Consider the following 18,025-nt stretch of genomic DNA (forward strand, 5'->3'; position numbering starts at 1 on the left):
TTAGTGGTCGTGAGACGCGCCGGACTTTTCAATATCAGCTTTAATGATAAAGCTGTTTTGTGTCACGTATTCAGTACCCACATCTAAGCCACCTAAAACCTCAACCCATTCCCCTGCTTCTCGCCCTAACTCGAGCATTCTCACTTCATACTGCTCGCCAACTTTGGCATAAACAACAGTAAAATCTCGAAAGGCCTGAAGCCCGGCTCGTTTAACCGCCAAAGGAACAGAGTATCGATCCACCTCTATACTCCCCGTCGCATATTGACCTGGTAAATAACGGCCAGAAGTATTATCTATTGAGACACGCACGATCGTGGATTGGTTGCTTTGAACAGTGCTACCAAAAGATACCACCTCTCCTATTAAGTTCTTTTCAACTCCGTTTACACTAATGGTCACAGGAGCACCAAGGAGAACTTTCCCACGATCCGATGAGAACACCGAAAATTCTGCCGTTAAATCTTGTAAATTAGTAACGGACAACAGGACACGCCCAGCAGTTTGTTCGCCAACATTCGCATTTTTTATCGCAACAACACCATCTATGGGCGACGTAATCGAGTAGGGTTTCAAACTCTCATTACTTTCAACTCTAACGAGCACATCGCCCGTTTTTACTGGTTGCCCAAGGCTCACAGGCATCGATTTTATCTGCCCATCAAAACGCGCCATAATTTGACGCTGAGCATTCTGTGCTGGCTCTATACGACCAAATACATGTATTACCTCAGAAAGCGTTGCTTGGCCTGCAACCTCTGTTTGTATATTCATGGCTTTTGCGACTTGTGCCTCAATTGACGTGCGTCCTTCAAAATTATCGTACTTCCATTGATAACTCTTGTCTTGATAGCTCGCATTAATCCTTACAACAAAAGAGTGGGGTTCGTAAATTTCCAGATCACCACGTAAAAAATCACCCTGTGGTTTAAAATTAATTACATCCACAACATCGCCTAAGCGAATGAGTTCCACGGTTAAGGAAACAGCCTCGGGGGGTACTGCTTTTTCGTTATTTGTTATCCAAACACGAAACTCTGGCGGCACACCTTTTTCAAAAATAGATAGTTCAATAACAAACCCCTCTTGTTTTAATAGACGCCCTCCATGTGGGCCTTTTTCTGGCTCCGCCTCTTCTACAGTATTTTTAGCGGCAACTGCCGATATTGAGGTCGTCACTAAGAGCATTACAACTGTCCACAATACAAGCCCAAAAGTTACAGGGCGCAATAGTGATTTCTTCTTCATTTCTTTCCTCTATTAATTAATGTTTTAAGTGCGTAGTACGGAAGAACCTGATTTATTACTGAGCTACTTTACGGCTTAAGAGCGATAACCCCGTTAAGCGCTCCAGCTCAACCATATTGTTATGCGCTTTCAAACGAGCATCAACAAGTGCTAGCTGCGTATCGAGTACTTCTTGCTGAACTACTGACCACTCCTGATAGCTGTATTTTCCAATTTGATAAGCCTTTTGGGTTTCTTTTAATGCCCGCTCAAGGCGTGGCATAATTTTGTTTTCAATAGACTCTATAATGTGATGCCCGTGTTTCAGCTCCTCATAGAGCACAAATATTTTAGTGAGAAGTTGAGTTTTGGTAGCATTAGCATCCGCTTGATAACTGTCTTTGTCCGCAGTTAATGCTGAAATTTTCCCTTGATTTCGACTAGGTTTTCCAATCGGTAACGACACCCCGAACGTTAGGCTGTAATCCTCTTCTCGCTCATAACGCCTGACCCCAGCATCGAAACGTAATCTATTTTTAGCCTCTTCTTTTGCCAAAATAATCTCACTATCAACAAGTCGTTGTTGCGTTAAGAAGTACCGCATTTTTGGTGTGGTTTTTATAGATTTTTCTAACTTTGCAAAATCAACTAATGCCCTTGAAGTATCCAATGAACCCACTGCTGATATGAAATCTATGTCAGTCTCTCCCCACTTAGATACCAAGATTTTTTTTGCAGATAATAATTCATGTGTGATGTCTTCGACCTCAAGCTCGCGGCGCTCCTGATCAACCTCCGCACGAAGTTGATCTGCAACAGGGGCTTTTCCTGCTTTAACACGTTTCACAATATCGAAAAGAATCACTTTTGTATGTTGCTGCGCTCTCTTAGCAATAGATAAATTTTCCTGAAGAGCAAGCACGGTTGAAAATTGGTGCGCAGTTTGTGCAGCAATATCAAATCGTTTGATATCCCTCTCTATCTCTATAAGCGTTTTTCTTACTTGGTATTTCCCAACTCGACTACCTGATAACCCCTCATCTAAAATCCAACCAATACTTAACGTAGATTGAGCATTATCTAAGCCTGAATAATCACCGGTACCTAAAGCATCTTCTACTGCCAGGGACAGTTCTGGTTTTTGGCCAACGGCGGCGTACTTAATATCACCTTCTGCGCTTTTTATCCGATAACCAATGCTTGCAAGCTCTGGATGTAGGCTAAGACTTCGTGAAATCGCTTCTTGCATTGAAAGCGACTTTTCTAAATAATCAGCCGCATATACAGGAGTGGATACGGCTATATATATTGCAAACAATAGTCCTACATGGACAGATAACCGATGCCCAAAAAACCGATTAAAGGTCGGTTTTTTGGGCACATGTTTATATTGGATAAGAAGCATTATGTTTCCTTAATGGCTAAATAAGTGTTCGAAAGAATGATGAATATAATCAACTGAAAATGAGTTAATAGCTAAAACAGTTAGTGTTGATATAAATACAAATAGATATGGGAAAGAACGGCCTTTATTATCATTTAATAAATATTTAATTCTCAGCGCCGATGGGTGCGCAGTGAAGGCGCAATCTGCGATAAACTCTCTTTGATTAACACGGACCCCCCCTTGCAAGCGAACAACCCTTAGAATGGTTTTTGAAATTAAAGTGACATCAAGCGTCTGTTTTAACACAGTGTCATCAGCTAACTGTTCAAGCGAAAGTGCGTAAGAATCATTCAGTTTATTTTCGACACGCTGTGGGAAAAACAATGCAAAAAGTGAAAAGATATATTTTTTAAGGGGGTGCGCATACTTAGCATGCGCAAGCTCATGTTGTTGAACAATAAAACTCTCTTCTTTACTTAGGAGGTCGCACAGCCCACGTGTAATATAAGCCTGTGGCCTAAAAAACCCCGAGGTGAATGCACTAATTTCTTGAGATTCAATGAGTACACACCCATTAGGCAAAGTAGCCGGATTTAAAAAATCCTTGAGTTGATTTAAATGCGATGTAATCTTTAAGGCTTTAAGCAACTTCGTTAGCATCAAAAATAGACATAAAAAGCTAAATAGCACTAAAGTAGCTCCATGCCAGCTCACAAGAGGAAAGGTGTAAATATGATGCCAATGTAAAGGCGATGTGAATGGTAGAGTTTTCCATATAAATAATTCTGGAAATACTAATACAGCTACACAGGCACAACTTACAAACCAAGGCAAAATAACAATAAACCAAAGTAAAAGTGATCGACTTGAGGCATCAAACCGCAACAATAAACCTTCTAACCTATTAATAAATAATGACATTAAGAACACTGTAAAACAAACGCTTAGAATAGCAATCGTGAGTATATTAAGTGCTAGCCCCCAATCACCTAGTATCATATTTGTCTATCCGAATTTGCTTTTAAACGCCGCTCATCTATTAACCGCTCTAGCTCATCTAATTGTTTCTCATCCATCCCATTCGACAGCGAATTAAATGCCGCGAGCAACATATTCTCGCCACTTGAACCGAAGTCACTCGAAATATTAGTAATTAATCGCCCAATGAAAACATCACGATCGACTGCCGCACGGTATTGAAATGCGTGCCCATGCTTCTCTCGCGCCAACAATCCTTTTTTAAACAGGCGATCTAGGGTGCTCTGAATTGTATTGAGTGTGCCACCACGACTTTTCTCAAAGTAGGCAAAGACCTGTTTCGCATCAGCAGATTCTGTTTCCCATAGGTACTGAAGAACTAATTTTTCCAATTCGCCAAGAAACATTTTTTATTTAACCAAGCCTATGAAGATAATTTATAAAATTGTAGCACAAAAACCGATTAACAATCGGTTTTTTAAAAAGGTATTAAGAGATTTACTTCAAATAACTTTTTAAAACTGAGGTTACCTGCTCTACTTCTTCCGTTCGCTGCTCCTGTGACATATCTTCCCCACCCAAAAGTTATCACAAATCATCTTCCAGTACTTATTTCATTAGTCCATTAACTGCACCTTATATAGCCTCAATCTGAAGCAAACTTTCATGCAGTCAGGCTCTCCCTCTAAGCTGTTTTCTAGAGCTAATACCAGTCCTTTAACCTTCTGGGCACGAGTTAGTAACTTTTTTACCAATGGTTGCATGAGACATATTACGCTTACTTTAGATAATATCCTGAGGGTACAGTGTATTAATACGCAATAAAATTATAGTTAGGAGCAACAGTTCAAGACGATAACAGTATTCAGTGGAATCATTCACATGATTTCGGTATTGATAATAATCATAGTGATAAAAAAGTAAAGATAGCATTTTGGCTTACTACCCTCATTTGAAATTACCGTTGGTACCATATCTGGCTCAATGGTTCTACTTGCTGATGGATGGCACATGGGAACACATTCTGCCTCTTACGCTAAGAAACACGCTGATAATAAAAGCTTCAACGTTGGAACTGGAAAAGCTAATTACCTTAGTGGCTTAGTGGCTTTGCTAGTGCTGTTGCAAAAGTGACTTATTTTAGGTGAAAGGTTAGACAATCTTGTATTATCAAGGTTTTAGTATAGACGTAACTTATTGAATAAGTTAGTAAATTTGGTCGGGGCGAGAGGATTTGAACCTCCGACCACCAGTACCCCATACTGGTGCGCTACCAGGCTGCGCTACGCCCCGATGGAATTAAAATTACTTGAGTATGTCTAAAATTTCTTCTAATTCAGCTTTTATTTGCTGAATTTCTATTTTTGTCTGTGAGGTGTCTTTTTGTGAACTTTCACCTGAAAGGTGTGAACGAGCGCCACCAATAGTGTAACCATCCTCATAAAGCAGCCCACGAATTTGCCTTATCAGCACAACATCTTTACGTTGATAATAACGACGATTACCACGGCGTTTTACCGGCTCTAGTTGTGAGAACTCTTGCTCCCAATACCTTAGTACATGGGGTTTTACAGCACATAACTCACTCACTTCACCAATAGTGAAATAACGTTTCGCCGGTATCGCCGGCAACTCATTGTTATGACTGGGTTCCAGCATATGCTTCTACTCTGTCTTTAAGTTTTTGACCTGCTCTAAGAGTAACCACCCTTCTTGCAGAAATAGATACATCTTCGCCTGTTTTTGGATTTCGTCCAGGTCGAGCCTCTTTGTCTTTAAGTTCAAAATTTCCAAATCCTGAAATTTTAACTTGCTCACCTTTTTCTAACGATTCCTTTATTGCTTCAAACATTTGCTCAACGATCTCTTTAGCTTCTCGTTTATTGAGACCTAACTCGTCAAATAATTGCTCTGTTAAATCAGCTTTCGTTAATGACATTTTTTTATTCCCTTAGCTGAGCATTAAATAAATTATTAAGATTAGCGAGCAATTCATTAATGAGTTCCTCAACATCTTGCTCAACTAGTGTCTTAGATTTATCCTGTAAAATCAAGCCCAAAGCAACACTTTTTCTACCAGTTTCTACTCCCTTGCCTTGGTAAATATCAAACACAATAACCTCATTAACAAGCGTGTATTGCTTAGTAATATAGCCGACCATTTCATTTACGTGGAACTTTTCATCCACAATGAGTGCTAGGTCACGTCTTACCGCTGGATATTTTGACACTGCTTGAAATTCTGGTATCTGTTTTGTCTGAATCAGAGATTGTTTTAGTTCTACTAAATACACTGGTTTCTTAATATTAAACTCACCTTCCAAAGCTGGGTGTAATAAACCAATATAACCAACATGCTCCCCTGAATTATTAATCAGCTCTGCTGTTTGTCCCGGGTGTAAAGCTTCGTGCTTAGCCGGTTTAAACTGGTAGTCTGACAAACTGCCATTCAACGATAAAATAGCTTCTATATCGTGTTTAACATCATAAAAATCAATGCTTCTAGATGACTCACCCCACTGTTCTGGCTGAGCGAGTCCTGTCGCTAATATAGACAACATTTGCTCTTGCACTAGCTGCCCATCTTTAACCGTGAATTTTAAGCCTGTTTCAAAAAAACGTATTGTTTCTTCATTACGTTTAATGTTTGCATCCATTGCTTTTAATAAGCCAGCCCATAAGGTTGTACGCATAACAGACAAATCAGCCGATATTGGATTCTGTAATCGGTACACATCATCCTGAGGAGTCAACAGCTTGAGCGACGAGTCATCTGTAAAACTGTATGTAACCGCTTCTTGATACCCTAAATCAACCAGTAAGTCTTTAATCCTGTCTAGGGGCTGCAACTGCTCTTCAATGGCTGTTAAAGTACCCGAAACGGTTAATTCATTTTGTGGCAGATTATCGTAGCCATATAAGCGTGCCACCTCTTCTATCAAGTCTGCTTCAATTGCAATATCAAATCGATAACTTGGTGCTGTAACAAACCACTCACTTGCCGTCTTATTAACAATCATTCCCAAGCTATCAAAGTATGCTTCGACTGTATTTTCATCAAGTTCTATACCCAGCACACGCTGCACTCTTTGAAACCTAAAAGGCACTGCTTTATTAACCGGAAGCGTTTTGGTTGACGATGCGTCCGTTAATGGCCCTACTTGCCCGCCAGCAATATCGGTCAACAATTCAATCGCCCGATCTAATGCACGGTAACAAAGCTCTGGGTCTACACCACGCTCAAACCGGTGTGATGAATCTGTATGTAAGCCAAACTTTCTAGATTTACCCGCAATTGACAGAGGACTAAAAAATGCACATTCTAAGAATATATCTGTTGTTTCGTCATTAACTGCTGACGCTTCACCACCCATCACACCAGCAAAAGCCAAGGCTTTATGTTGGTCTGCAATAACCAGCACACTCTCATCTAACTCAACTTGTTGTTCGTTTAATAGCCTTAGAGATTCCTTTTCTCTCGCATGTCTAACAACAATGTCACCATCGATTTTAGCTAAATCAAATGCGTGAAGCGGTTGCCCTAATTCCAATAGAACATAATTTGTCACATCCACTAACGGACCTAAACTACGCTGACCACATCGACGCAATTTTTCCTGCATCCAGATAGGTGTTTGTGCTGAACGATCTAAGCCTTTAATCACACGACCTAGGTAACGAGGGCAATCTATAGTAGCCTCAACGTTTACATTTTTATGGTCGTTTATTGAAGTTTCTATTTTTGGTGCTGGTTTGTTTTTGACAGGCTGTTTAGCAAAACAAGAAATTTCACGCGCAACACCTTCCACGCTTAAGCAATCGGCACGATTTGGCGTTAAATCTACTTCGATAATCGTGTCGTCAAGTTGTAAATAGTCCCGAATATCAGTTCCAATCGGCGCATCACTTGGTAGCTCCATCAACCCATCAGCTGAATCAGCGAGGCCAAGCTCTTCTTCGGAACATAACATGCCATTAGAAGGCTCACCACGTAACTTTGATGGTTTGATTTTGAAATTACCGGGTAAGACGGCACCAACAGTTGCCACAGGAATCCGTAACGAAGTTCTAACATTACTCGCACCACAAACAATATCTAAAGGTTCTTCTTGCCCAATAGAGACTTTACAAAGGCGTAATTTATCCGCATTTGGGTGTGCTTGAACTGATAATACTTCACCTACTAACACGCCGGTAAACTCAGCCGCAGCCGCTTCTACAGAGTCTACTTCTAAGCCAGCCATTGTTAATTTTTCTGTCAATTCATTCGTTGGAATTGAATAGTCAACAAACTCTTTAAGCCATGCTTCATTTACTAACATTTATGAGTCCTTATTTAAGCTTAATTAAACTGTTTTAAGAATTTAAGATCATTTTCAAAAAATAACCGTAAGTCATTGATTTTATACCGAAGCATGGTCAGTCTTTCTACACCCATACCAAAAGCAAAGCCGGTAAATTGGTCTGCATCAATGTTGATATGACGAAATACTTCTGGGTGAATCATTCCACAGCCCAATACCTCTAACCAACCGGTATGCCCGCATACACGACAACCTTCACCTTCACACATCACACATTCAATATCTACTTCAGCAGAGGGTTCTGTAAATGGAAAATAGGAGGGTCTAAACCTTACTTTGACATCTTTTTCAAAAAAGGCCTTTAGAAACGCACTAATAACACCTTTTAAGTCGGCAAAGTTAATATCTTTATCTACAACAAAGCCTTCAACCTGGTGGAACATGGGTGTGTGCGTAATATCTGAATCACAACGATAAACACGACCCGGCGCTATCACTTTAAGTGGCGGTTGTTGATTTTCCATCACTCTAATTTGAACAGGTGATGTATGTGTTCTTAATAAGGTATGCTCATCAAAATAAAAAGTATCGTGCATGGCTCGTGCAGGATGATGAGAAGGAATATTCAATGCCTCAAAATTATGAAAATCATCTTCCACTTCAGGCCCAGTTGCCACATCAAAACCAACACGATTAAAAATCTGTTCAATACGGCGCATCGTTCTTGTCACAGGGTGAACACCACCCACTGATTGGCCACGGCCAGGTAAGGTCACATCAATAGTTTCTTCTATTAAGCGCTTTGCTAATAATTCATTTTCAAGTTGTACCTTACGCTGTTCTAAGTGCGCTTGAAATTCTTGTTTAGCTTGGTTGATAACGGCACCAACCTTTGGCCTTTCTTCAGCAGATAGCTTGCCCAGCGTTTTCATTTGGCGCGTAAATACACCTTTTTTACCTAGGTAAGTAACTCGAATTTCTTCAACAACTGAAAGAGATGACGCATCAGCTAATTCTTTTTGCGCTTGCTTAACAATGTTTTCTAATGAATTTTCCACGTTGTTATCTTTTTATTTAATCCAAATAAATAAGGGAAAGGCCTCTAGACCTTTCCCTCACGACTCACTATCAGCTTGTAGTCAATACAGTATAAAAAATATGTGGGTAATGTTAATTACCCAAAAGCTGTTTCTACAGGTTAGATTTTGCAGTCGCTACTAATTGCGAAAACGCATCTTTATCAAACACTGCTAGATCAGCTAATACTTTTCTATCCAAACCGATGGATGCTTTTTTAAGGCCATTCATAAAACGGCTGTATGACAAACCACAGCTACGGGCACCAGCATTAATACGTGCAATCCATAAAGCACGGAATTGACGTTTTCTTTGACGACGATCTCGGTAGGCATATTGACCCGCTTTAATCACCGCTTGTTTAGCAACACGATAAATACGGCTACGTGCTCCATAGTATCCTTTTGCTTGTTTTAATACTTTTTTGTGTCTTGCTCTAGCAACAACACCGCGTTTTACTCTTGGCATTTCTTATCCTCGAAAATCTTAAAATTAACTATACGGCAACATACGAGTCACGCTTTTCATATCTGAAGCGTGAATCAGTGATGCTTTACGTAGTTGACGTTTACGTTTAGTGGTTTTTTTGGTCAAAATGTGACGCAAGTGAGCTTGCTTACATTTAAAAGCGCCCGTACCCGTTTTCTTAAAACGTTTGGATGCTCCGCTATTTGACTTCATCTTTGGCATTACAATACTCCGTTAATTAATTTTTTTCGGCGCCATAACCATTACCATTTGGCGGCCTTCAAACTTTGGCCGCTGTTCGACCAAGGCTAATTCTTCTAAATCTTTTTCTACGCGATTTAACAACTCCATACCTAACTCTCTATGGGCCATTTCTCTACCGCGAAATCTTACTGTGATTTTGGTTTTATCACCGTTCTCTAAAAATGAACGCAGATTACGTAATTTTACGTTGTAATCACCAATATCGGTTCCAGGTCTAAACTTAATCTCTTTAACCTGAACATTTTTTTGTTTCTTTTTCGATGCCTGCAATTTCTTGCTAGCCTCGAATTTAAACTTACCATAGTCCATTATTTTACAGACAGGTGGTTTAGCTGTTGGAGAAACTTCAACCAAATCTAAATCGACTTCAGCCGCCAAGCTCATCGCTTGTTCTAGTGTAACAACACCTACTTTCTCACCCTCATGATCGATGAGTCTTACACTTGGTATTGTAATCTCTTCGTTTACTCTTACTCTTTTTGTTGCGATCTTAACAATCTCCGAAAATTTTTAACGCTAAATTAAGCCATTTCTAATATTAGCAACGTACGCTAATGCACCTTGTGCAAAAACTTAAGACTCTAATGCATTTCGTTCAGTAACATTTTTGGTTACTAACGAAATAAAGTCCTCAGGATTGAAATGACCCAGGTTTTTTCCACTTAACGAACGCACTGCCAACTCGTTATTTTCTACTTCTTTGTCACCGATAACGATGAGATACGGAATGCGTTTTAAAGTATGCTCGCGAATTTTAAAGCCGATCTTCTCATTTCTCAAGTCTAATTTGACTCTGATGCCTTGTTTTTGAAGGATTTTTGCAATTGAGGTCGCATATTCGTCAATTTTATCCGTAATTGACATTAAAACGACTTGGGTCGGTGCCAACCACACAGGAAATTTACCCGCATATTCTTCTATTAAAATGCCAATAAAACGCTCCAAAGAACCCAAAATCGCTCTGTGCAACATAACCGGCGATTGTCTTGAACCATCCTCTGCAATAAATTGCGCATCTAAACGACCCGGCATTGAAAAATCCACTTGGATGGTGCCACATTGCCAAACACGATCTAAGCAGTCTTTCAGTGAGAACTCAATTTTAGGCCCATAGAAGGCACCCTCACCCGGTTGTAATTCCCAGTCTAAGCCTTTTGCATTTAAGGCCTCTTCTAAAGCTTTTTCAGACTTATCCCAAACCTCATCAGAGCCTACTCTTTTTTCAGGGCGTGTAGATAACTTGATAAGAATGTCGGTAAAACCAAAATCCGCATACACTTCAAACAACAGGTCAATAAAATCAGACACCTCTGATTGAACCTGATCTTCTGTACAGAATATATGCGCATCATCTTGAATAAAGTTACGCAAACGCATCAGTCCATGTAAGGTACCTGATGGCTCATTACGATGACACGAACCAAACTCGGCCATTCTTAAGGGCAAGTCACGGTAGCTTTTTAAGCCTTGGTTATATATTTGCACATGACATGGGCAATTCATTGGTTTAACAGCATACTCGTGGTTATCCGAGTCTACGGTAAACATATCATCACGGAATTTTTCCCAGTGACCTGATTTTTCCCACAATGACTTATCCACTAATTGCGGTGTACGTACCTCTACGTAATTATTGTCTTGTAGTTTAGAACGAATATATTGCTCAATTGTTCTATAAACACTTAAGCCTGCATCGTGCCAAAAAATCATCCCTGGTGCTTCTTCTTGAATATGAAACAAATCCAGTGATTTAGAAATCTTACGATGATCACGCTTTTCAGCTTCTTCTATTCTATGCAGGTACTTTTTCAGCGCCTTTTTATCGCCCCAAGCCGTGCCATATACACGCTGAAGCATTTCATTATTAGAATCACCACGCCAATACGCACCAGCCAGTTTAGTTAGTTTAAACGCTTTTAAACTACCAGTATTTGGTACATGCGGCCCTCTACATAAATCAGTGAAATCACCTTGTTTATAAAGTGACAACACTTCATCTTGCGGAATGCTTTCAATAATTTGTGCTTTGTATTCCTCGTTTTTGTCTCTAAAAAACGTTACTGCATCATCACGAGACAGCTCAAAACGCTCAACCGGTATAGATTGCTCTGCCAGTTCAGACATTTTCTTTTCAATTTTTTCAAGGTCATCTGGCGTAAACGAACGCTCAAATGCAAAATCATAGAAAAAACCATTATCAATAACCGGGCCTATGGTGACTTGAGCCGATGGAAACAGCTGCTTAACTGCTTGTGCTAATAAATGTGCGGTTGAATGGCGAATAATCTCAAGACCGTCTTCATCTCTTGCGGTCACAATCGCTAGCGTTGAGTCTTGCTCTATTAAATAAGAACCATCAACTAATACATCATTCACCTTCCCTGCTAAGGTTGCTTTTGCCAAGCCTGCGCCAATATCAGCGGCCACGTCCAGCACGCTAACTGCTTGTGAAAATTCGCGCTGACTTCCATCCGGTAATGTAATAACTGGCACGTTAGAACCTTTGTGTTTTGATGTTTGAATTTGGTGTTAAAAATTGGTAGGCACGAGTGGATTCGAACCACCGACCTCATCCATGTCAAGGATGCGCTCTAACCAACTGAGCTACGCGCCTGCAAGCCAATTTTCTTAAGACCGCGCATTGTACTGAATGTTGCCTCGTTAGTGAAGCTATCAGTTTATTTAATTTGCCAATGCTAGCTATTCAAAACCATCTGATTTTGTAACTCATTCACCTCATCCCGTACTTTAGCGGCTTCCTCAAACTCTAAATCTCGTGAATGTTGATACATTTTCGCTTCTAATTCTTTTATTTTTTTAGCCATTTGAGCTGGTGATAAGGCTTGATATTTTGCCGCTTCATCAGCTACTTTTTTCATTGTACTTCGCTGAGATCGGGCCGTCCCTTCCATGATATCGGTGACCTTTTTAATGATTCCGGTTGGGCTAATTCCGTGCTTTTCATTAAACGCCTGCTGAGTTTCCCTGCGGCGACTGGTCTCATCCATCGCCCGTTGCATTGACCGTGTTATTTTATCGGCATATAAAATACTCTTTCCTTTTACATTCCTTGCCGCACGCCCTATTGTTTGAATCATAGACACCTCAGATCGCAAAAATCCCTCTTTGTCTGCATCTAAAATAGCTACTAAGGACACTTCTGGAATATCCAAGCCTTCACGTAATAAGTTAATACCAATTAACACATCAAATATACCCAAACGAAGATCACGAATAATTTCTACCCGTTCAACCGTTTCAATATCAGAATGCAGATAGCGAACCTTTACCCCGTGCTCCATTAAGTAATCGGTTAAATCTTCAGACATTCGTTTTGTTAGCGTTGTAACCAACACACGCTCTTCAACTGCCACTCGTTTTTTAATTTCTGACAACAGGTCATCCACTTGTGTTGTGGCCGGCCTTACTTCAATAATCGGGTCAAGTAAGCCTGTTGGCCTAACAACTTGCTCCACCACCGCCCCCGAGCGCTCGATTTCATACTTAGCAGGTGTCGCTGAAATATAAATCGTTTGAGGCGCTTTCGCTTCAAACTCTTCAAAGCGCATCGGCCGATTATCTAACGCAGATGGCAAACGGAAGCCATATTCAACCAACGTTTCTTTTCTTGAACGATCACCTTTATACATCGCCCCTACTTGCGGCACCGTCACATGTGACTCATCAATAAAGAGCAAGGCATTATCTGGCAAATAATCAAATAACGTGGGCGGCGCCTCATTAGGCTTTCTACCGGATAGATAACGTGAGTAATTTTCAATCCCCGAACAGTAGCCAATTTCACGCATCATTTCCAAATCAAACTTTGTACGTTCTTCTAACCGTTGCGCCTCAACCAGTTTATTTAACGAACGTAACTGTTCTAAGCGAATTGCCAATTCAGATTTTATTTTCTCTATCGCTTCTAAAATGGTTTCGCGCGGGGTTACATAATGAGAAATAGGGAAAATTGTGTAACGCGGTATGCGTTGGATAATTTCACCGGTTAATGGATCAAACAACGACAAACGCTCAATTTCATCATCAAACAATTCCACACGCAGCGCATCTTGGTCTGACTCGGCAGGAAATATATCAATCACATCCCCTCTTACTCGATACGTTGCCCGAAGTAATTCAACATCATTCCGCTTGTATTGCATGTCTGTTAACTGACGAATAATCTCGCGCTGACTCACCCGCTCACCACGAGATAAATGCAAAATCATACTAAAATATAGTTCCGGATCACCTAAGCCATATATACAAGAAACACTCGCAACAATCACCGCATCCTTGCGTTCCATCAGTGCTTTAGTCGCAGACAAGCGCATTTGCTGAATGTGCTCATTTAATGACGCATCTTTATCTATAAAGGTATCTGATGCCGGCATATAGGCTTCTGGCTGATAGTAATCGTAATACGACACAAAATATTCAACCGCATTATCGGGTAAAAACTCTTTAAGCTCGCCATACAACTGCGCGGCCAGCGTTTTATTATGCACCAACACCAAAGCAGGCCGTTGTAGCTCTGCGATGGTATGCACCATCGTAAAAGTTTTACCTGAGCCTGTTACCCCTAATAAGGTTTGATTCGCTTCGCCATGATTAACTCCCTCAACCAGCGCTTTAATCGCCTTTGGTTGATCGCCTGCTGGTTTAAAAGATGAGTGAATTTCGAATTTTTTATTCATAGGGATTATCTGGGAACGCAGCATCTAGTAGAATACTGTCTTTAGGGGACCAAATACTTAATTTTATTCTAAAAAAGCTGTCAACACCCCATTTAAGCTGAATTTTATTCATAGAGGCTATAACAAATGAGCATTAAACTGTCACAACGCGTACAACGCATAAAACCTTCTCCAACACTTGCTGTAACAGCAAGAGCGGCTTCCTTACGCGCAGCCGGACAAGACATCATCGGCCTAGGCGCAGGCGAGCCTGACTTTGATACACCAGAGCATATCAAACAAGCCGCTAAAGACGCTATTAATGCAGGTAAAACCAAATACACAGCCGTTGATGGCACGGTTGAACTTAAAGATGCCATTATCAATAAATTAAAACGCGACAATGGTCTTGATTATCAAGCCGACCAAATTCTTGTCTCATGCGGTGGTAAACAAAGCTTTTTCAACTTAGCTCAAGCCTTATTAGACGATGGCGATGAAGTTATTATTCCTGCACCGTATTGGGTGTCGTACCCTGATATGAGTTTATTGGCAGGTGGCGTACCGGTCATCGTTCAAGCAGGCCAAGATCAAGCTTTTAAAATTACCCCTGAACAGCTTGAGGCTGCCATCACCGAAAAAACCAAACTTGTTGTGATCAACAGCCCATCAAACCCAAGTGGTAAAGCCTATACCAATGACGAATTAGCAGCACTGGGCGATGTGTTGGTCAAACACCCACATATCCTCATCGCGACCGACGATATGTACGAACACATCCTTTGGACTGACGAGCCTTTCAGCAACATCGTTATGGCGTGCCCAGCACTATACGACCAAACTATTGTGCTTAATGGTGTATCAAAAGCCTACTCCATGACTGGTTGGCGCATTGGTTACGCAGCAGGCCCTAGCGAGCTGATCAAAGCGATGAAGAAGATTCAGTCGCAAAGCACATCAAACCCAACATCTATCTCACAATACGCTGCGCAAGCCGCACTAGAAGGAGATCAATCTTGCATCGGTGAAATGCTCGTCGCCTTTAAAGAACGCCACGATTATGTTGTAGAACAACTGAACCAAATAAATGGCGTCAGCTGCATCTCATCTGACGGAACGTTTTACTGCTTCCCTGATTTCAACGCCATACTGAATCGCATGGACAGCATCGACAACGATGTAGACTTAGCTGAATATATTCTTGAAAAGGCAGGCGTCGCGCTTGTTCCCGGTTCAGCTTTTGGGCTTAATGGTCACATGCGTATATCCATTGCAACCAGCATGGATAACCTAGTAAACGCCATGGATCGAATAGCAAAGTTACTAAACGACAATTAAATGTGTTTTAAAGCTTATTAGCTATTGACCAAAACAGCCGCGTTTCGTAAGATACGCGACCTGAACAATTCCTCTGTAGCTCAGTTGGTAGAGCAAATGACTGTTAATCATTGGGTCACTGGTTCGAGTCCAGTCGGAGGAGCCATATATCAAAGCCTTAGCGTGAAAACGCTAGGGCTTTTTTATTGGGGGCTACTCAGGGGCTACTTTTAAATTAGCTCTGTCTAAGATAATGATTAGTCACTACCACCCACCCCCGTGATTTCAGCCTAAGTAATAATAACTAAATGCTCATGTGTATTTCTATGTGCTGAACCGGCATCATGGCATGTCAAATATAGTTTTTTATTTATTGGGCATCAGCCTCAACTGGTTATGCTTTTTCTTGCTCACGTGGTTGAGAAGCCGAACAAGCTATTTGTTAGCTATTTTCATTTTGTTTTCTATCCTCTTCCCATTCCTCCCTTTCTCTTTCTCGATCATCACTTGTATAAATATCCGCCTTTAGTTTTTTAAAACCACTCGAAAAATGCCCAATGTCTTTTTGTATTTTTTCGAGAATTCTAGATATTTTACGAAGCGGGTCACCATCGCCTAACTCAGTAATACCTTTGTATTCAGAAAAGTTAAAATATGCGCGCGACACATAGTCTTTACCTTCATTATCTTGGTACCGTATATCAACTTCTGATTGATATTCGAGCGCCCTATCACCAAATGAGGCATGTAGTTCAATAAAGCTAAATATGAAGCTTGACCGCTTATCTCCTGCGCCTAGAGAAGATATGCCATTTGCCAACATAGAAAGCTTTTCATATTTCTTATTCAACTCTTGGAACACATCTTCCGCTTGTGAATTTTTATTGGCAAAGTTGAATTTAATATTCTGAGCCACCCCAAATCCATTATTAATAATATAAACGTCCATAAAGTTAAACCCCGCATGTGATGACTTTAGGTATATGTCAACATTTGGCTTAATGGAATCCTTTCTAATTTGCTCTATTTGAGACAGTTGAACCTGCCGTAACGCCCACGTTTCTTTTGCTAGGAAAATAGTCAATATTGCTATACATACCGTTGCCAGCGCTGACACCCATGCTGAAAGAGTATCACTAGATAAGACAAGGTCTCCTTGTGAACCTAGGCCAACTGATAAGCCCATGAAGAAAAATATAGTAAGCACTATCAATATCATTAATGTGCCGAATACCCACCCTGATTTATTTTTCATGTCTGTATTTCCATTGTTAACCGAGGTTTGATTAAATTATATAATATGGGTTTTCACTATTCAGTTTTAGATAACATAGATCATTCAGCCTATTCAACTCCTCAATTAAAGGCAAAATTTCCATTTTCTTAGGCCCTTCTCGCTCTTCAGTAACAAACAAGGACTCAGCCAAAATAAAGACTCTACGAACAATCCACCTATCAGGAGATAGATAAGCAAAGTCTTTTTCCGCTTCGAATATATTTTCTAGTATCCCTTTGTGGTCGGCATCCAGCCAATTATCCATTCTTTCATCAAGGTGCTCTACAGCATTTCTGGCATCCCTATTGTTTAGAGCACTAACATTACTTGTTTCTAAATGTGCACTAAGTTCGGTTGCGCGGTCTTTTGCGCGCCTGTTACCTGTTGGAGCAAATAACAATTTAGAAACCATTCCAAAATGTGACAAAAAACTTTGAAGATACATCCATGCCTCCTTATGTTGCCGGGTATCTGGGTTATCAACAATATTCCTAAACGTTTGATAATTCGACAACGCTAATTGCGCATGAATATATGTTTCTTCCGTGTAAATATGTAGTTGCTCTGGTGTCATATTTTAAAGAACTAAACTTAGCGCTTTTCAGCAAATTTGTAGCGCAGCAAAAAATTTGCCCGCATGCCCACGATTGTTATACAAAGTTTCTAACTATGCTACATATGCCCTTTATGTATACTGAAGAAAACATCATTTTTCTTATCAAGCAACCCTAAATCAAGACTGTCCATCCGCCATTCAAAATTGTACTTATCTGGATGTGACAACCCACCTTGACCATAAAGGTCGTTTATAAAATGTCTTTCATCAAGCATGGGGTCATTATTTCTAATAATCTGAGCGTAATAGTCACACAGCCTAGTTAAATACGTTGGGTGTCCCGAAGTCATTATTGGATTACTCATATATACCGCTCCGGGAGCCATGCCTGAAGTTACATGCTTTTCGTGTAACGCCCACATCCGCTCTCTTTCAGCTGTAAAGTGTCCATCAACACCTATAGGCTCAAAAACGCTATGATCAAAAACCCCCATA

General features: G+C 40.5%; 17 protein-coding genes and 3 tRNA genes. 2 read left to right on the forward strand and 18 right to left on the reverse strand.

The window, feature by feature from the left end:
• From CYCME_RS08765 to uvrB, 15 genes are all read right to left on the reverse strand, one after another.
• A complete protein-coding gene (locus CYCME_RS08765; protein WP_016389604.1) occupies window positions 1-1,248 on the reverse strand; it encodes an efflux RND transporter periplasmic adaptor subunit in 1,248 nt (415 codons plus the stop codon).
• A gap of 55 nt (window positions 1,249-1,303) precedes the next feature.
• On the reverse strand, window positions 1,304-2,632 hold the full coding sequence (locus tag CYCME_RS08770; protein WP_016389605.1) for a TolC family protein: 1,329 nt from the start codon (window positions 2,630-2,632) through the stop codon (window positions 1,304-1,306).
• 9 nt (window positions 2,633-2,641) lie between these two features.
• A complete protein-coding gene (locus CYCME_RS08775) occupies window positions 2,642-3,535 on the reverse strand; it encodes a M56 family metallopeptidase (protein ID WP_189244273.1) in 894 nt (297 codons plus the stop codon).
• A gap of 74 nt (window positions 3,536-3,609) precedes the next feature.
• Window positions 3,610-3,999: a BlaI/MecI/CopY family transcriptional regulator gene (locus CYCME_RS08780; RefSeq protein WP_020932792.1), complete on the reverse strand. Its 390-nt coding sequence runs from the start codon at window positions 3,997-3,999 to the stop codon at window positions 3,610-3,612.
• An 809-nt stretch (window positions 4,000-4,808) separates the two neighbouring features.
• A tRNA-Pro gene (locus tag CYCME_RS08785) sits at window positions 4,809-4,885 on the reverse strand.
• Window positions 4,886-4,897: 12 nt separating this feature from the next.
• The gene (locus CYCME_RS08790) at window positions 4,898-5,251 is read right to left on the reverse strand and encodes a MerR family transcriptional regulator (protein ID WP_015005589.1); all 354 of its coding nucleotides are present in this window, start codon (window positions 5,249-5,251) and stop codon (window positions 4,898-4,900) included.
• Window positions 5,232-5,531 (reverse strand): integration host factor subunit alpha, encoded by a 300-nt coding sequence (locus CYCME_RS08795; protein ID WP_015005588.1) that lies wholly within the window; start codon window positions 5,529-5,531, stop codon window positions 5,232-5,234. The genes CYCME_RS08790 and CYCME_RS08795 overlap by 20 nt, the downstream gene beginning before the upstream one ends.
• 4 nt (window positions 5,532-5,535) lie before the next feature.
• Window positions 5,536-7,914, reverse strand: coding sequence for a phenylalanine--tRNA ligase subunit beta (pheT, locus tag CYCME_RS08800; RefSeq protein ID WP_020932793.1), 2,379 nt, complete (start codon window positions 7,912-7,914; stop codon window positions 5,536-5,538).
• A gap of 20 nt (window positions 7,915-7,934) precedes the next feature.
• Complete coding sequence (gene pheS / locus CYCME_RS08805) at window positions 7,935-8,954, reverse strand: phenylalanine--tRNA ligase subunit alpha (protein ID WP_015005586.1); 1,020 nt, start codon at window positions 8,952-8,954, stop codon at window positions 7,935-7,937.
• 133 nt (window positions 8,955-9,087) lie between these two features.
• Window positions 9,088-9,441: a 50S ribosomal protein L20 gene (gene rplT, locus CYCME_RS08810; RefSeq protein ID WP_015005585.1), complete on the reverse strand. Its 354-nt coding sequence runs from the start codon at window positions 9,439-9,441 to the stop codon at window positions 9,088-9,090.
• Window positions 9,442-9,465: 24 nt separating this feature from the next.
• A complete protein-coding gene (rpmI, locus tag CYCME_RS08815) occupies window positions 9,466-9,663 on the reverse strand; it encodes a 50S ribosomal protein L35 (protein WP_015005584.1) in 198 nt (65 codons plus the stop codon).
• A gap of 12 nt (window positions 9,664-9,675) precedes the next feature.
• A complete protein-coding gene (gene infC / locus CYCME_RS08820) occupies window positions 9,676-10,203 on the reverse strand; it encodes a translation initiation factor IF-3 (protein ID WP_223253239.1) in 528 nt (175 codons plus the stop codon).
• Between the two features lie 75 nt (window positions 10,204-10,278).
• Window positions 10,279-12,198, reverse strand: coding sequence for a threonine--tRNA ligase (gene thrS, locus CYCME_RS08825; protein ID WP_020932794.1), 1,920 nt, complete (start codon window positions 12,196-12,198; stop codon window positions 10,279-10,281).
• A gap of 44 nt (window positions 12,199-12,242) precedes the next feature.
• Window positions 12,243-12,319: transfer RNA gene (locus CYCME_RS08830), tRNA-Val, on the reverse strand.
• Window positions 12,320-12,401: 82 nt separating this feature from the next.
• The gene (gene uvrB, locus CYCME_RS08835; protein ID WP_015005581.1) at window positions 12,402-14,402 is read right to left on the reverse strand and encodes an excinuclease ABC subunit UvrB; all 2,001 of its coding nucleotides are present in this window, start codon (window positions 14,400-14,402) and stop codon (window positions 12,402-12,404) included.
• 126 nt (window positions 14,403-14,528) lie between these two features.
• Between uvrB and CYCME_RS08840 the strand changes: the two genes are divergently transcribed.
• Complete coding sequence (locus CYCME_RS08840) at window positions 14,529-15,719, forward strand: pyridoxal phosphate-dependent aminotransferase (protein WP_020932795.1); 1,191 nt, start codon at window positions 14,529-14,531, stop codon at window positions 15,717-15,719.
• 69 nt (window positions 15,720-15,788) lie between these two features.
• Window positions 15,789-15,864: transfer RNA gene (locus CYCME_RS08845), tRNA-Asn, on the forward strand.
• Window positions 15,865-16,140: 276 nt separating this feature from the next.
• Here the strand turns inward: CYCME_RS08845 and CYCME_RS08850 are convergent.
• The 3 genes from CYCME_RS08850 to CYCME_RS08860 form a co-directional block, all read right to left on the reverse strand.
• Window positions 16,141-16,953 carry a hypothetical protein gene (locus CYCME_RS08850; RefSeq protein ID WP_041932944.1) on the reverse strand — a complete coding sequence of 271 codons (813 nt, stop codon included), beginning with the start codon at window positions 16,951-16,953 and terminating at the stop codon, window positions 16,141-16,143.
• A gap of 31 nt (window positions 16,954-16,984) precedes the next feature.
• Window positions 16,985-17,548 carry a hypothetical protein gene (locus CYCME_RS08855; RefSeq protein WP_020932797.1) on the reverse strand — a complete coding sequence of 188 codons (564 nt, stop codon included), beginning with the start codon at window positions 17,546-17,548 and terminating at the stop codon, window positions 16,985-16,987.
• Window positions 17,549-17,646: 98 nt separating this feature from the next.
• Window positions 17,647-17,895: a hypothetical protein gene (locus tag CYCME_RS08860; RefSeq protein WP_144276113.1), complete on the reverse strand. Its 249-nt coding sequence runs from the start codon at window positions 17,893-17,895 to the stop codon at window positions 17,647-17,649.
• Between the last annotated feature and the right edge of the window lie 130 nt (window positions 17,896-18,025).

It is taken from the genome of Cycloclasticus zancles 78-ME (assembly GCF_000442595.1).
GTDB classification, from domain to species: domain Bacteria; phylum Pseudomonadota; class Gammaproteobacteria; order Methylococcales; family Cycloclasticaceae; genus Cycloclasticus; species Cycloclasticus pugetii.

Bases quoted from the DNA above. Each gene is read 5' to 3' on its own strand.
- CYCME_RS08765 (WP_016389604.1), bottom strand. From the start codon at position 1,248: ATGAAGAAGAAATCACTATTGCGCCCTGTAACTTTTGGGCTTGTATTG.
- CYCME_RS08770 (WP_016389605.1), bottom strand. From the start codon at position 2,632: ATGCTTCTTATCCAATATAAACATGTGCCCAAAAAACCGACCTTTAAT.
- CYCME_RS08775 (WP_189244273.1), bottom strand. From the start codon at position 3,535: ATGTCATTATTTATTAATAGGTTAGAAGGTTTATTGTTGCGGTTTGAT.
- CYCME_RS08780 (WP_020932792.1), bottom strand. From the start codon at position 3,999: ATGTTTCTTGGCGAATTGGAAAAATTAGTTCTTCAGTACCTATGGGAA.
- CYCME_RS08790 (WP_015005589.1), bottom strand. From the start codon at position 5,251: ATGCTGGAACCCAGTCATAACAATGAGTTGCCGGCGATACCGGCGAAA.
- CYCME_RS08795 (WP_015005588.1), bottom strand. From the start codon at position 5,531: ATGTCATTAACGAAAGCTGATTTAACAGAGCAATTATTTGACGAGTTA.
- pheT (WP_020932793.1), bottom strand. From the start codon at position 7,914: ATGTTAGTAAATGAAGCATGGCTTAAAGAGTTTGTTGACTATTCAATT.
- rplT (WP_015005585.1), bottom strand. From the start codon at position 9,441: ATGCCAAGAGTAAAACGCGGTGTTGTTGCTAGAGCAAGACACAAAAAA.
- rpmI (WP_015005584.1), bottom strand. From the start codon at position 9,663: ATGCCAAAGATGAAGTCAAATAGCGGAGCATCCAAACGTTTTAAGAAA.
- uvrB (WP_015005581.1), bottom strand. From the start codon at position 14,402: ATGAATAAAAAATTCGAAATTCACTCATCTTTTAAACCAGCAGGCGAT.
- CYCME_RS08840 (WP_020932795.1), top strand. From the start codon at position 14,529: ATGAGCATTAAACTGTCACAACGCGTACAACGCATAAAACCTTCTCCA.
- CYCME_RS08850 (WP_041932944.1), bottom strand. From the start codon at position 16,953: ATGAAAAATAAATCAGGGTGGGTATTCGGCACATTAATGATATTGATA.
- CYCME_RS08855 (WP_020932797.1), bottom strand. From the start codon at position 17,548: ATGACACCAGAGCAACTACATATTTACACGGAAGAAACATATATTCAT.
- CYCME_RS08860 (WP_144276113.1), bottom strand. From the start codon at position 17,895: ATGAGTAATCCAATAATGACTTCGGGACACCCAACGTATTTAACTAGG.